Annotated in this window: 16 protein-coding genes; 10 read left to right on the top strand and 6 right to left on the bottom strand. The window is 62.8% G+C overall.

The window, feature by feature from the left end:
• Positions 1-136 precede the first annotated feature (136 nt).
• The 4 genes from PBDP_RS27930 to pilG form a co-directional block, all read right to left on the bottom strand.
• Positions 137-2,197, bottom strand: coding sequence for a methyl-accepting chemotaxis protein (locus PBDP_RS27930; RefSeq protein ID WP_109752376.1), 2,061 nt, complete (start codon positions 2,195-2,197; stop codon positions 137-139).
• A 211-nt stretch (positions 2,198-2,408) separates the two neighbouring features.
• Positions 2,409-2,948, bottom strand: a complete 540-nt coding sequence (locus PBDP_RS27935) for a chemotaxis protein CheW (protein WP_109752378.1) — start codon at positions 2,946-2,948, stop codon at positions 2,409-2,411.
• 10 nt (positions 2,949-2,958) lie between these two features.
• On the bottom strand, positions 2,959-3,324 hold the full coding sequence (gene pilH / locus PBDP_RS27940) for a twitching motility response regulator PilH (protein ID WP_058544375.1): 366 nt from the start codon (positions 3,322-3,324) through the stop codon (positions 2,959-2,961).
• Between the two features lie 48 nt (positions 3,325-3,372).
• Positions 3,373-3,798 (bottom strand): twitching motility response regulator PilG, encoded by a 426-nt coding sequence (gene pilG / locus PBDP_RS27945; RefSeq protein ID WP_109752380.1) that lies wholly within the window; start codon positions 3,796-3,798, stop codon positions 3,373-3,375.
• Positions 3,799-4,022: 224 nt separating this feature from the next.
• Between pilG and gshB the strand changes: the two genes are divergently transcribed.
• From gshB to PBDP_RS27980, 7 genes are all read left to right on the top strand, one after another.
• Positions 4,023-4,976: a glutathione synthase gene (gshB, locus tag PBDP_RS27950; protein WP_116833657.1), complete on the top strand. Its 954-nt coding sequence runs from the start codon at positions 4,023-4,025 to the stop codon at positions 4,974-4,976.
• Positions 4,977-5,052: 76 nt separating this feature from the next.
• Positions 5,053-5,949 carry an energy transducer TonB gene (locus PBDP_RS27955; protein WP_109752384.1) on the top strand — a complete coding sequence of 299 codons (897 nt, stop codon included), beginning with the start codon at positions 5,053-5,055 and terminating at the stop codon, positions 5,947-5,949.
• Positions 5,950-6,163: 214 nt separating this feature from the next.
• Positions 6,164-6,733: a YqgE/AlgH family protein gene (locus tag PBDP_RS27960; RefSeq protein ID WP_018609528.1), complete on the top strand. Its 570-nt coding sequence runs from the start codon at positions 6,164-6,166 to the stop codon at positions 6,731-6,733.
• A complete protein-coding gene (gene ruvX / locus PBDP_RS27965) occupies positions 6,733-7,170 on the top strand; it encodes a Holliday junction resolvase RuvX (RefSeq protein ID WP_109752386.1) in 438 nt (145 codons plus the stop codon). Before PBDP_RS27960 ends, ruvX begins: the two co-directional genes overlap by 1 nt.
• Before the next feature lie 85 nt (positions 7,171-7,255).
• Positions 7,256-7,762 (top strand): bifunctional pyr operon transcriptional regulator/uracil phosphoribosyltransferase PyrR, encoded by a 507-nt coding sequence (pyrR, locus tag PBDP_RS27970; RefSeq protein WP_109752388.1) that lies wholly within the window; start codon positions 7,256-7,258, stop codon positions 7,760-7,762.
• A gap of 24 nt (positions 7,763-7,786) precedes the next feature.
• The gene (locus PBDP_RS27975; RefSeq protein ID WP_003177495.1) at positions 7,787-8,791 is read left to right on the top strand and encodes an aspartate carbamoyltransferase catalytic subunit; all 1,005 of its coding nucleotides are present in this window, start codon (positions 7,787-7,789) and stop codon (positions 8,789-8,791) included.
• Positions 8,788-10,059, top strand: a complete 1,272-nt coding sequence (locus PBDP_RS27980; protein WP_212801575.1) for a dihydroorotase — start codon at positions 8,788-8,790, stop codon at positions 10,057-10,059. The genes PBDP_RS27975 and PBDP_RS27980 overlap by 4 nt, the downstream gene beginning before the upstream one ends.
• Before the next feature lie 123 nt (positions 10,060-10,182).
• Here the strand turns inward: PBDP_RS27980 and PBDP_RS27985 are convergent, their stop codons facing one another.
• The gene (locus PBDP_RS27985) at positions 10,183-10,611 is read right to left on the bottom strand and encodes an NINE protein (protein ID WP_053188929.1); all 429 of its coding nucleotides are present in this window, start codon (positions 10,609-10,611) and stop codon (positions 10,183-10,185) included.
• Between the two features lie 250 nt (positions 10,612-10,861).
• Here PBDP_RS27985 and PBDP_RS27990 point away from each other — a divergent pair, with 250 nt between their 5' ends.
• On the top strand, positions 10,862-11,473 hold the full coding sequence (locus PBDP_RS27990; protein ID WP_109752391.1) for a C40 family peptidase: 612 nt from the start codon (positions 10,862-10,864) through the stop codon (positions 11,471-11,473).
• A gap of 164 nt (positions 11,474-11,637) precedes the next feature.
• Here the strand turns inward: PBDP_RS27990 and PBDP_RS27995 are convergent, their stop codons facing one another.
• On the bottom strand, positions 11,638-12,672 hold the full coding sequence (locus tag PBDP_RS27995; RefSeq protein ID WP_109752393.1) for a type IV pilus twitching motility protein PilT: 1,035 nt from the start codon (positions 12,670-12,672) through the stop codon (positions 11,638-11,640).
• 56 nt (positions 12,673-12,728) lie between these two features.
• On the opposite strand from PBDP_RS27995, the gene PBDP_RS28000 reads away from it, so the two are divergent.
• Together PBDP_RS28000 and proC are read left to right on the top strand one after the other, a co-directional pair.
• A complete protein-coding gene (locus PBDP_RS28000; protein WP_109752395.1) occupies positions 12,729-13,415 on the top strand; it encodes a YggS family pyridoxal phosphate-dependent enzyme in 687 nt (228 codons plus the stop codon).
• 35 nt (positions 13,416-13,450) lie between these two features.
• The gene (proC, locus tag PBDP_RS28005) at positions 13,451-14,269 is read left to right on the top strand and encodes a pyrroline-5-carboxylate reductase (RefSeq protein ID WP_109752397.1); all 819 of its coding nucleotides are present in this window, start codon (positions 13,451-13,453) and stop codon (positions 14,267-14,269) included.
• The last annotated feature ends 4 nt before the right edge of the window (positions 14,270-14,273 follow it).

Below are 14,273 nucleotides of genomic sequence, written 5' to 3' on the forward strand. Positions count from 1 at the left end.
GACTGCGGAGCAGTCCCAAAATAGCCAGTCTGGGACACAGGTGTTGGATTCAGCATTGCTGGGGGCCGCTTCGCAGCCCAGCGGGGATAAATCCCCTCGCCACAAAGGCTCATCACCACCAGACAGGTCCAGTCCGTCACGCCTTGTCCTCATCCACCGCAGGCGCTGCCGGCAAGGTAAACCCCGACACCGAACGGCGCAGCTGACTGGCCATTTTCGCCAGGTTGCCGATGCTCTCGGCGGTGGCGGTGGAGCCCGACGAGGTTTGGGTGGTGATCTGCTGGATCACGTTCATGGTCAAGGAAATCTGCCCCGCCGAGGTGGTCTGTTGCTGCGCCGCGTTGGAAATGCTCTGGATCAGCGCCGCCAAGGTCTTGGACACACCCTCGATTTCCTCCAGGGCCACGCCGGCATCCTGGGCCAGTCGCGCGCCGCGCACCACTTCGGTGGTGGTCTGCTCCATGGAAATCACCGCTTCATTGGTATCGGCCTGGATCGCCCGCACCAGGGTCTCGATTTGCCGTGTCGCCGCCGACGAGCGCTCGGCCAGGCGCTGTACCTCATCGGCCACCACCGCGAACCCGCGCCCGGCATCACCGGCCATGGACGCCTGGATGGCGGCGTTGAGGGCCAGGATGTTGGTCTGGTCGGCGATGTCGTCGATCAGGCTGACAATGTCGCCAATCTCCTGGGACGACTCACCCAGGCGCTTGATGCGCTTGGCGGTGTCCTGGATCTGCTCGCGAATGTTGTCCATGCCATGAATGGTGTTGTGCACCACCTCATTACCCTTGTTGGCGATCTCCACCGACCGCTCGGCCACCGCCGACGATTCGGCGGCATTGGCCGATACCTGGTCGATGGACTGGGCCATTTCATTAATTGAAGTCGAAGCTTCGGAGATTTGCTGGGCCTGGTGCTCGGAAGCCTGGGCCAGGTGCATCGCCGTGGCCTGGGTTTCCTGCACGGCGGCGGCGACCTGGCCGGCGGTGAGGTTGATGGTCGCCACCAGGTCGCGCAGTTGGTCCACCGAGTAATTGATGGAGTCGGCGATAGTGCCGGTGAAGTCTTCGGTGACCGAGGCGGTAACGGTCAGGTCACCATCGGCCAGGTCTTCGATTTCATCCAGCAATCGCATGATCGCGTTCTGGTTACGCTCGTTCTTTTCCGCGGTTTCGTGCAACTGGCGATTGGTTTCGCGGACCATCACCAGCCCGATCAGAATGATCGACATCAGCGCCAGCAAACCCAGCACATAGCCGCCGATGGTATTGATGGAACGCCCCCCGGCGAGGTTTTCGAAAGCCGTGGCCAGGTGCGAAGCCTCGTCGAGCAGGGTCTGCGACAGGTTGAAGATGTTGCCGGCCGATTCCCGGACCTTGAACAGCTCCGGGGAGGTTTCGAGGATTTCATCCACCGAGCCCGAGACAAACTCGAACAGCTCGCTGATTTCGCTCAGGCGTGCCCGCGCATCGCGGTCCTGGACCTGGGATATCTTCAGGGCCGGGTCACCTTGCAACATGCCATTGAGCACCTGGCCAAAACGCGCGGCGTCGCGACCGAAGGTGTCGGCGGCCTGGCTGGCGTTTTCGTCCCCTGCCAACACGGTATTCACCGCGCCGAGAATCCGCTCGGCCAGCAGCGACTGGCGCTGGGCCATGGCCACCTGGGCGGCCGGCGCGCCGCGCTGCAACAGGATCTCGACGACTTTTTCGTACTCGACCTGCAACTGCGGCACGGTTTCGGCCAAGGTCGCCGCCACCTGATGCAGCGACAGCACAGTCTGTTCACTGGAGAGGATGGCATCGGTGTTCTTGAGCAGACGCTCCCAGTCCAGCTGCACGGCGCGCATCTGCGGGCGCAGGGTGGCGGGCGCAGGTGGCAGGCCGGTCACCGGGTCGCCCTGCTTCAGGTAGCCCCAGCGCTGGGCGAAATCATTGCGCGCATCGCTCAACAGCTTGAACGCCGCCGCCTTGCCGGCAGCGGCTTCGGTGGCGTTCTTGGCGATGCGCTGGGACAGCACTCGCAATTCACCGGCATGGCCGATGTACTGCTTGTCGTAGGTGGATTGGGTATTGAGGTAAGCGAAGTTGGCGAACAGCAGCATGATGAAGACGATCAGCGCGACGAACAGCACGATGATCTGCGAACGACTGCGCGACGCTTCCAGTGGCTTGCCTGTTTTTGCTTTGATCATCGGTTCTCGCCTGTACTGCCCAATCCAACTTACAGCTATTAACTGTAAGCAAGCCTTTGTCGTGCAGCCTGCTCAACCAGTGCTGCTCTGTGGGAGCAAGGCTTGCCCGCGATGAGAACGACACAGTTTTCTCGCCAACCGAGACACTGCCATCGCGAGCAAGCTTTGCTCCCACCGGCTCGCTCCCACAAGGGGCCTGCGTTGCATCTCGTTAAATCGCCACATCCATGAACCCTGGCGAGCGCGCCAGGGCAAACGGGCTGAACACTTGCCACTCGCGCTCGCCGCAAAACCGCCCCCTGACGAAAACCGATTCGGGGCCATCGAGATCATCCACCAGCGTCGGTTCCAGACTGTCCTGGGCGAAATGCTGCAGCCCGAGAACTTCGTCCACCAGCAATCCGGCGAACACTTCGTCGTGATCCACCACCAGTACCCGACGCTGCTTACGCACCGGCGACAGCTCATGACCGAAGAAACCGCACAGGTCCATCAACGGCAACAATCGCCCGCGCAGGTTAGCCACCCCACGAACCCACGGCTTGACCCCGGGCAAATGTGTGTGACGTGGTTCGTGCAGCACTTCGCTGACTTCGCCCATCGGCGCCACGTACCAATGCTCGCCCAACCGAAAGCCGATGCCGCTCCAGCCGGCGCGATGGGTCGGCTGGGAGGGCAGGTCCGCCCCCAGCAACCGGCAACGCCGATCGATCTGCAGCAGCAGTTCGAATGCAGTCAGCGATTGGCTCATGGCTGCGCCGTCAACCCGCCAGCACTTTGTTCAGGGTCGCGATCAGGGTTTCTTCGTCCACCGGCTTGGTCAGGTAGTCCTTCGCGCCTTGACGCGTACCCCAGACCTTGTCGGTGTCCTGGTCCTTGGTGGTGATGATGATCACCGGGATGTGGCCGGTGTCCGGGTCCTTGGTCAACTGGCGCGTGGCCTGGAAACCGTTGAGGCCGGGCATGACGATGTCCATCAGCACCGCATCGGGTTTTTCCTGGCGGGCCAGGGCCACGCCATCGGCGCCGTTCTCGGCCTTCAGGACCTGATGGCCGTGCTTTTCCAGCATGCCGGTCAGTTTGTACATTTCAGTCGGCGAATCATCGACGATCAGAATTCGTGCCATGGTGTTCCCCATTTTCTTGTCGACCCCAGGCCCGATGGCCGAGTGTCATTAATGTGCCTGGTGCGGCTGGACAGCGGCAAAGCCCGGGACATGGGCCTGTATCGCGCCCAGCAGTTCTTCCTTGCTGAACGGCTTGGTCAAAAACTGATCGGAACCGACGATGCGCCCCTTGGCCTTGTCGAACAACCCGTCCCGGGACGACAGCATGATCACCGGCGTGGCCTTGAACGCGCTGTTGTTCTTGATCAGGGCACAGGTCTGGTAGCCATCGAGGCGCGGCATCATGATGTCGACAAAAATGATGCCCGGATGATGGTCGGCGATCTTGGCCAGGGCATCGAAGCCGTCGATAGCCGTGATCACCTCGCAGCCCACGTTGCGCAGCAAGGTTTCGGCGGTGCGGCGGATGGTCTTCGAGTCGTCGATGACCATGACCTTCAAGGCGCTGGGTTGCTGCGTGAGATGCTCTGCCATTGCCACTGCGAACCGATTTTTAACGCGTAAGTGTGATCGACAGCGCAAACCCTTGATGTTCAAGGCCCGCACGTCACATGGCAGCCTTTTTAGCACAGTCTCCATCGCCGATCTATCGGCCGCTCGGCGCGGTGGTTTTTCCTTGACCGCCAATCTTCCGGGCGCCACTCTGACGCCACTTTTTCACGCCATATGTGCCCAATCAAATTTCGAGGAACCAAGCCATGAGCGTACGCGTCGGCATTGTCATGGACCCTATCGCCAGCATTTCCTATAAAAAGGATAGCTCGCTGGCCATGCTGCTGGCCGCTCAAAAGCGCGGCTGGGAACTGTTCTACATGGAGCAGCGCGACCTCTACCAGGCCGAAGGCCAGGCGCGGGCGCGGATGAAACCGCTGAAAGTCTTCGCCAACCCGCAAAAGTGGTTCGAACTGGGCGAAGAAAGCGACGCACTGCTGAGTGACCTGGACGTGATCCTGATGCGCAAGGATCCGCCGTTCGACATGGAGTTCGTGTATTCCACCTACCTGCTGGAACAGGCTGAAAACGCCGGCGTGCTGGTGGTCAACAAGCCCCAGAGCCTGCGCGACTGCAACGAAAAGCTGTTCGCCACGCTGTTCCCGCAATGCACGCCGCCGACCATCGTCAGCCGGCGCCCGGACGTATTGCGCGAATTTGCCGACCATCACGGCGACGTGATCCTCAAGCCCCTGGACGGCATGGGCGGTTCCTCGATCTTCCGGCACACCGCCGGCCACCCGAACCTGTCGGTGATCCTGGAAACCCTGACCTTGCACGGCAAGCAGCAGATCATGATCCAGGGCTACCTGCCGGCCATCGTCGATGGTGACAAACGCATCCTGATGATCGACGGCGAGCCGGTGGACTATTGCCTGGCGCGTATTCCGGCAGCCGGCGAAACCCGCGGCAACCTGGCGGCCGGCGGGCGTGGCGAAGCCCGTCCGTTGACCGAGAAGGATCGCTGGATCGCCGCCCAGGTCGGCCCGACCCTGCGCGAGAAAGGCCTGCTGTTCGTGGGCCTGGACGTGATCGGCGAGCACCTGACGGAAATCAACGTCACCAGCCCGACGTGCATTCGCGAGATCGACAACGCCTTTGGCACGGACATCGGCGGCATGCTGATGGATGCCATCGATCAGAAGCTCAAGGCTCGTTGATCCAGATCTGCTGAAGGAAACCCACATTGCGTTATCATGCCCGGCCTGAAAAAAACGCGATGTTGGTTTCCTTGTCATGACACTTCCGTCCGATCTGCCCCTAGAGCTCGCCCATCGTGGCGTGCGCCCGGCTGATCGCCTCGGTTTTACCCTGTTCCTGGCGGCGCTGATCCACCTGGCCCTGCTGCTGGGCGTCGGGTTTGCCACGGTCGAGCCCAAGCAGATCAGCCAGACCCTGGAAATCACCCTGGCCACCTTCAAGAGCGAGACCAAGCCCAAGAAGGCCGATTTCCTCGCCCAGGAAAACCAGCAAGGCAGCGGCACCCTGGAAAAAAAGGCGATTCCCAAGACCACCGAGATCGCGCCGTTCCAGGACACCACGGTGCAGAAAGTCACCCCACCGCCAGCGGCCAAGCCCGAAGTGCAGGAGACCGCGCCCAAGGCCGCCGTGACCACCGTGGCACCAAAGCCGAAAAAAGCCCCGGCCAAGGAAGAGGTCAAGCCTGATCCCAAGCCCCAGGCCCCGGCACCGACTTTCGACAGCTCCCAGCTGTCCAGCGACATCGCCAGCCTGGAAGCCGAACTGGCCCAGGAGCAACAGCTGTACGCCAAGCGCCCGCGCATCCACCGCCTGAGCGCCGCCTCGACCATGCGCGACAAGGGCGCCTGGTACAAGGACGAATGGCGCAAGAAGGTCGAGCGCATCGGCAACCTCAACTACCCTGACGAAGCCCGGCGCAAACAGATCTATGGCAACCTGCGGCTAATGGTCTCGATCAACCGCGACGGCTCGTTGTATGAAGTGCTGGTGCTCGAATCCTCCGGCCAACCACTGCTGGACCAGGCCGCCCAGCGGATCGTGCGCCTGGCCGCGCCGTTCGCACCGTTTACCGGCGATCTGTCGGACATCGACCGGCTGGAAATCATCCGCACCTGGAAATTCGCCCGGGGCGATCGCCTTTCCAGTAACTGACCCACCGTCAATCCCCTTGTGGGAGCGGGCTTTGTGGGAGCAAGGCTTGCCCGCGATGAAAACGCCGCGGTCTCTTGAGGACCGCAGCGCCTGGATCGCGAGCAAGCTTTGCTCCCACACAGCCCACATTTGATCGGTGTCGCCTTCCAGATCGAGGCATTTCCTGCACATCCCCAGCTTGTCAGTTCGGCCCTGCGCCGCCACACTAGCGCCTATGAAAAACGTCAGCCCCACCTACCTCAAGCATCACTTCCTGATCGCCATGCCGCACATGGCCGATCCGAACTTTGCCCATACCTTGACGTACATCGTCGAGCACACGGCCAATGGGGCCATGGGGCTGGTGATCAATCGCCCGCAGGAACTGAACCTGGCGGACATTCTTGAGCAGTTGCGCCCCGACGTTGAACCGCCGCTCTTGTGCCAGCACGTGCCGATTTTCATCGGCGGCCCGGTGCAGACCGACCGCGGCTTCGTACTCCACCCGTCGGGCCCCAAATACCAGGCCACCGTGGATCTGGACGGTGTGTCACTGTCCACCTCCCAGGACGTGCTGTTCGCCATCGCCGACGGCGTCGGCCCGGAAAAAAGCCTGATCGCCCTCGGCTATGCCGGCTGGGAACCCGGGCAACTGGAAGCCGAACTGGCCGATAACGCCTGGCTGACCTGCCCGTTCGACGCCGACATCCTGTTCAACACCAGCAGCGAACTGCGCCTGGAAGCGGCGGCCAGCCGGTTGGGGGTCAACCTCAGCCTGCTCACCAGCCAGGCAGGACACGCCTGATGGCCCTGCGCTTGTTGCTGGGCTTCGATTACGGCACCAAACAGATCGGCGTGGCGGTCGGCCAGGTCATCACCGGCCAGGCCCGCGAGTTGTGTACATTGAAGGCGCAGAACGGTGTTCCAGACTGGAACCAGGTCGAAGCGCTGATCAAGGAATGGAAACCCGATGCCGTGGTGGTCGGCCTGCCGCTGAACATGGACGGCACGCCCAGCGATATGTGCCTGCGCGCCGAAAAGTTCGCCCGCCGGCTCAATGGCCGCTTCAACCTGCCCTTCTATACCCATGACGAGCGCCTGACCACTTTCGAGGCCAAGGGCGAGCGCCTGGTGCGCGGTGGGCAGAAAGGCAGTTACCGCGACAACCCGGTGGACGCCATTGCCGCCGCCCTGCTGCTGCAAGGCTGGCTCGACGCGAACGCCGCCCTGTTCGAAACCTGATTTTTTACAAAGCGCCGCCAAGGCGCTTTCTTTTAGCGACAAACCGCGCCACCCACCACCGGCCCGGGAACCTGAAGGAGCCAGCATGAGCCTGCCCAATCCTGCCGAACTGATCAGCCAGATGGCGATTCGTCTCACGGCGCACCTGGAACAACGCGGCATCAGCGAACCGCGCTATATCGGCATTCGCACCGGTGGCGTCTGGGTCGCCCAGGCCTTGCTCGATGAACTGGGCAGCCAAGCGCCCCTGGGCACCCTGGACGTGTCGTTCTACCGCGACGACTTCAGCCAGAACGGCCTGCACCCACAAGTGCGCCCCTCGGCCCTGCCGTTCGAGATCGAAGGCCAGCACCTGGTCTTGATCGATGATGTACTGATGAGCGGCCGGACCATCCGCGCCGCCATGAACGAACTGTTCGACTACGGCCGCCCGGCCAGCGTGACGCTGGTGTGCCTGCTGGACCTGGACGCCGCCGAGCTGCCGATCCGGCCAAACGTGGTCGGTGCGACGCTGACGCTGGCCGCCCATGAGCGGGTCAAGCTCTCCGGCCCGTCGCCGCTGCAACTCGAACTGCAAGACCTTGCCCTTTAACTGCCCTTGTAAGAGTCCATCGCGATGACGCCTCTCGAAACCAAGCGCCCGCTGCAGCTCAACGATCAGGGCCAGCTGCGGCACTTCCTGTCCCTCGACGGCCTGCGCCGCGAGCTGCTGACGGAAATCCTCGACACTGCCGACTCATTCCTCGAAGTCGGTGCCCGGGCAGTGAAGAAAGTCCCGTTGCTGCGCGGCAAGACCGTGTGCAACGTGTTCTTCGAAAACTCCACCCGCACCCGCACCACCTTCGAACTGGCGGCCCAACGGCTGTCGGCGGACGTGATTACCCTGAACGTGTCCACGTCCTCGGCGAGCAAGGGCGAAACCCTGCTCGACACCCTGCGCAACCTTGAAGCCATGGCTGCCGACATGTTCGTCGTGCGCCACGGCGATTCCGGCGCGGCGCACTTCATTGCCGAACACGTGTGCCCGCAAGTGGCGATCATCAATGGCGGCGACGGCCGTCATGCCCACCCGACCCAGGGCATGCTGGACATGCTGACCATCCGTCGGCACAAGGGCAGTTTCGAGAACCTGTCGGTGGCCATCGTCGGCGACATCCTGCACTCGCGAGTGGCCCGCTCGAACATGCTGGCCCTCAAGACCCTCGGCTGCCCGGACATCCGCGTGATCGCGCCGAAAACCCTGCTGCCCATCGGCGTCGAGCAGTACGGCGTGAAGGTCTACACCGACATGACCGAAGGCCTCAAGGATGTGGACGTGGTGATCATGCTGCGCCTGCAACGTGAGCGCATGACCGGCGGCCTGCTGCCTAGCGAAGGCGAGTTCTACCGCCTGTTCGGCCTGACCACCGCCCGCCTGGCCGGGGCCAAGCCGGATGCCATCGTCATGCACCCGGGGCCGATCAACCGCGGCGTGGAGATCGAGTCGGCGGTGGCCGACGGGCCGCACTCGGTGATTCTCAACCAGGTGACCTACGGCATCGCCATCCGCATGGCCGTGCTGTCCATGGCCATGAGCGGGCAAACGGCCCAGCGCCAATTCGACCAGGAGAACGCCCAGTGAAGCTCAGCATTCTCGGCGCACGCGTGATCGATCCAGCCAGCGGCCTGGATCAAGTGACTGATATCCATATCGATGCCTGCAAGATCGTCGCCCTGGGCGCCGCGCCGGCCGGTTTCGTCGCGGTCGAGACCGTCGACGCCCAAGGCCTGGTGGCCGCCCCCGGCCTGGTGGACCTGAACGTCGCCCTGCGCGAACCGGGCTACAGCCGCAAAGGCAGCATCGTCAGCGAAACCCGTGCCGCTGCCGCCGGTGGCGTGACCAGCCTGTGCTGCCCGCCGCAGACCAAACCGGTGATGGACACCTCGGCCGTGGCCGAACTGATCCTCGACCGCGCCCGCGAGGCCGGCAACACCAAGGTCTTCCCGATTGGCGCACTGAGCAAGGGCCTGGACGGCGAGCAACTGGCCGAGCTCATCGCCCTGCGCGACGCCGGTTGCGTGGCGTTTGGCAACGGCCTGAACAGTTTCCGCAATACCCGTACCCTGTGCCGCGCCCTGGAATACGCGGCGACCTTCGGCCTGACGGTGATCTTCAACTCCCAGGACCACGACCTGGCCGAAGGCGGCCTGGCCCACGAGGGCCCGACCGCCAGCTTCCTCGGCCTGCCGGGCATTCCGGAAACCGCCGAGACCGTAGCCTTGGCCCGGGATCTGCTGTTGGTGGAACAAAGCGGCGTGCGCGCCCACTTCAGCCAGTTGACCAGTGCTCGCGGCGCGGCGCTGATCGCCCAGGCCCAGGCCCGTGGCCTGCCGGTGACCGCCGATGTGGCGCTGTACCAATTGATCCTGACCGACGAAGCGCTGATCGACTTCAACAGCGTCTACCACGTCCAGCCGCCGCTGCGCACCCGCGCCGACCGCGAGGGCTTGCGCGAGGCGGTGAAATCCGGGGTGATCTCGGCCATTTCCAGCCACCACCAGCCCCATGAGCGCGATGCCAAGCTGGCACCGTTCGGCGCCACCGAGCCGGGTATCAGCAGCGTCGAACTGCTGCTGCCGCTGGCCCTGACACTGGTGGAAGACGGCTTACTCGACCTGCCGACCTTGCTCGCACGCCTGAGCGCCGGCCCGGCCCAGGCGCTGCAATTGCCGGCAGGGAAACTGGCGGTTGGCGCGGCGGCGGACCTGGTGCTGTTCGACCCAGCCGCGTCCACCGTGGCCGGCGAAGCCTGGCGTTCCAAGGGTGACAACTGTCCGTTCCTGGGCCACAGCTTACCGGGTGTGGTGCGCTACACCTTGATGGATGGGCGGATCACCCACCAGGCCTGATACCGCGTCGCTCCTATCGCGAGCAGGCTCGCTCCCACAGAGGGATCTTCGGTGAACACATGATGTGTGAACACCTCGATCCAATGTGGGAGCGAGCCTGCTCGCGATGCAAGCGACTCGGTCTTACTGGAAAGCCCCCCGCTTCTGCGCATTCCGAATCGAAACCTGATCATTCAGGGTCCAGAAGTCATACAGCACCCCCAGGAAAAACACCCCACCCGTCAGCAGGTAGATAATCCCGCTGAGCCACTTGCCCTGATACATCCGGTGTACGCCAAGCACCCCGAGAAACGTCAGCAGGATCCACGCCACGCTGTATTCGATAGGCCCTGGGGTGAAACGCAGGTCCGCTTCGCGATCCATGGCCGGGATCAGGAACAGGTCGATCAACCAACCAATGCCCAGCAGGCCGAAGGTGAAGAACCAGATCGTGCCCGTGACCGGCTTGCCGTAATAGAAACGGTGGGCCCCGGTGAAACCGAAAATCCACAGCAGATACCCGATGACTTTGCTGTGGGTATCGCGGATCGCATCCTGCTGATAGCTGTTCATGAATGGCCTCTTTTGCCTCGATAGATAAATTTTTTCGGATTTTTTGTGACTTTTTTGTGTCTCGCCGACAAGCGGTCCTGAGCAACTTTGAACCAAGGAAACCCCCGTGGTGTCGGGGTTCTGTCGGACAATCGGGTCAATTTGTCACAATCATGCGGGGTTGGCGCCAAGTTTCGAATCGACAAACGGCCTCGGAACAGCGAAAAAAGCTGTTATAAAGTTGCGCGCTAACCTTTAAGAGCCCTGCCTAATGCGTCCATTTTTCAAGACATGGCTAACCATTTGCCTATTATTGCCACTGGCCGCCCACGCCACCAATCGTGAGCAACGTCTTCCCAACGTCAACGGCTACACCCCGAAATCCCATGTTTCTGCTTCCTTGAGCAAGAACAAGCCAAGCGCCCAGCGCTTGAGCACGGCCAACAGCAAGCTGGTTCCGCCGATGGCGACCAAAGCAAGCAGCAACGTGCTGAGTCGCGCCGTGAATGTACTCGGCACACCTTATCGTTGGGGCGGCAGTAGCCCAAGTAAAGGCTTCGATTGCAGCGGCTTGGTGAAATACGCCTTCAACGACGCCACCTTCGACCTGCCACGCACCTCCAATGCGATGGCTGCCGGTCATGGCGAGAAAGTCGAACGCAAGGACCTCAAGCCCGGCGACCTGATTTTCTTCAAGCTCAAGAGCCGCCGAGTCAATCACGTGGCCATCTACCTGGGCAACGACCGTTTCATCCACGCTCCGCGCCGTGGCAAGTCGGTGACTATCGACACGCTGAACAAGCCGTACTGGGACACCCATTACGTGGTGGCCAAGCGGGTTCTGCCGAAGGAGCCGGGGGCGATGCGCGTGGTTCAGCGCTGATCTGAAGCCTACATGGCTCTTTTGTGGCGAGGGAGCTTGCTCCCGCTGGGCCGCGAAGCGGACCCAAAATGATGAGGCCCACAGAGATCATTGGTCAGTTTGGGGCGGCTGCGCCACCCAGCGGGAGCAAGCTCCCTCGCCACAGGGCTACACCACCTCCCCCGCTAGAAGTTATCCGGCGAACGCGCCCGTTCCCGCGCATGTTCGCGGCTGATCAAGCCTTTGTTCACCAAATCCTTCAAACACATATCCAGCGTCTGCATCCCCAGTGAACCACCGGTCTGGATGGCCGAGTACATCTGCGCCACCTTGTCCTCGCGGATCAGGTTCCGGATGGCCGAGGTGCCCAGCATGATTTCATGCGCCGCGATCCGGCCGCCGCCGATCTTCTTGACCAGCGTCTGGGAAATCACCGCCTGCAACGATTCCGACAACATCGAGCGAACCATGGACTTCTCGTCACCGGGGAACACGTCCACCACTCGGTCAATGGTCTTGGCCGCCGATGTGGTGTGCAGTGTGCCGAACACCAGATGCCCGGTTTCCGCGGCGGTCAGCGCCAGGCGGATGGTCTCCAGGTCACGCATCTCCCCTACCAGGATCACGTCCGGATCCTCCCGCAGGGCCGATCGCAGGGCCGTGGAGAACCCCTGAGTGTCGCGGTGCACCTCGCGCTGGTTGATCAGGCACTTGCGCGGTTCGTGAACGAACTCGATAGGGTCTTCAATGGTGAGGATGTGATGGTGCTTGTGGCTGTTCAAATGGTCGATCATGGCCGCCAGGGTGGTGGACTTGCCCGAACCGGTCGGCCCGGTCACCAACACCAGCCCGCGCGGCGCCTCGGTCACTTTGCGAAACACCTCGCCCATCCCCAGGTCTTCCATGGTCAGGACTTTCGACGGAATGGTCCGGAATACCGCCCCCGCGCCGCGATTCTGGTTGAAGGCGTTGACCCGGAACCGCGCCACACCCGGCACGTCGAAGGAAAAGTCGGTCTCCAGAAACTTTTCGTAATCTACTCGTTGCCGGTCGTTCATGATGTCGTAGATCAGTTCATGGACCTGCTTGTGGTCCAGCGCCGGCAGGTTGATGCGCCGCACATCGCCATCGACGCGGATCATCGGCGGCAACCCGGCGGACAGGTGCAGGTCCGACGCCCCCTGTTTGGCGCTGAACGCCAGCAGTTCAGTGATATCCATAGCGCTCCTCAATTCCAGTAGAATGCCGCGAACCTCAGACCCGCTGGCGCTTCTTTATGTCCACGATAGCAGACAACATCGCTCAGGTTAGATCGCGTATCCGCGCTGCGGAGCAGGCCGCCCAACGTGCTGAACACAGTGTCCAGCTGCTGGCCGTAAGCAAGACCAAGCCCGCCCAGGCCCTGCGCGAAGCCTATGCCGCCGGCCTGCGGGACTTCGGCGAGAATTATCTGCAAGAGGCCCTGGGCAAACAGGTCGAACTGACCGACCTGCCCTTGATCTGGCACTTCATCGGCCCCATTCAATCGAACAAGACGCGTGCTATCGCCGAACACTTCGACTGGGTGCATTCCGTGGATCGCTTGAAAATTGCACAGCGCCTGTCCGAGCAACGCCCGGCCGAGTTGCCGCCGCTGAACATCTGCATCCAGGTCAATGTCAGCGGTGAAGCCAGCAAGTCCGGCTGCACCCCGGCAGACCTGCCCGCCCTGGCCAGCGCCATCAGCGCCTTGCCGCGCTTGAAGCTGCGTGGGCTGATGGCGATTCCCGAGCCCACCGAAGAGCGCGCCGCCCAGGACGCAGCCTTCGCCGCCGTTCAAAACTTGCAAACCAGCCTGGAGCTGCCGCTGGACACCCTTTCCATGGGCATGAGCCACGACCTTGAGTCGGCCATCGCCCAGGGCGCCACCTGGGTGCGCATCGGAACCGCCCTGTTCGGCGCCCGCGACTACGGTCAATCCTGAACCATGGCCGACTCATCTCTTTATAAGGACCTGTCATGAGCAACACGCGTATTGCCTTCATCGGCGCCGGCAACATGGCCGCCAGCCTGATCGGCGGCCTGCGGGCCAAGGGCCTGGACGCTTCCCTGATCCGCGCCAGCGATCCGGGTGAAGAGACCCGCAACCGAGTGAGCACCGAACACGGCATCGAAACCTTCGCCGACAACGCCCAGGCCGTCGACGGTGCGGACGTCGTCGTGCTGGCGGTCAAGCCACAGGCGATGAAAACCGTGTGCGAGGCCCTGCGCCCCAGCCTCAAGCCCCAGCAACTGGTGGTGTCGATTGCCGCCGGCATCACCTGCGCCAGTATGAACAACTGGCTCGGCGAACAGCCGATCGTACGCTGCATGCCCAACACCCCGGCGCTGCTGCGCCAGGGCGTCAGCGGCCTGTTCGCCACGGCCCAGGTGTCCACCGCACAACGGCAACAGGCCGAGGAGCTGCTGTCAGCCGTCGGCCTGGCGCTGTGGCTGGACACCGAACAGCAACTGGACGCCGTCACCGCCGTCTCCGGCTCGGGCCCGGCGTACTTCTTCCTGCTGATCGAAGCCATGACCGCCGCCGGCGAGAAACTCGGCCTGCCCCGGGATATCGCCGCGCAGTTGACCTTGCAGACCGCATTGGGGGCCGCGCACATGGCCGTGTCCAGCGACGTCGATGCGGCCGAGCTGCGCCGCCGCGTGACCTCGCCGGCCGGCACCACCGAAGCGGCCATCAAATCATTCCAGGCCGGGGGCTTCGAAGCCCTGGTGGAAAAAGCACTCGGCGCCGCCGCGCACCGCTCGGCCGAGATGGCCGAACAACTGGGCCAATAAGGAG

It is taken from the genome of Pseudomonas sp. St290 (assembly GCF_018325805.1).
GTDB lineage: Bacteria > Pseudomonadota > Gammaproteobacteria > Pseudomonadales > Pseudomonadaceae > Aquipseudomonas > Aquipseudomonas bijieensis.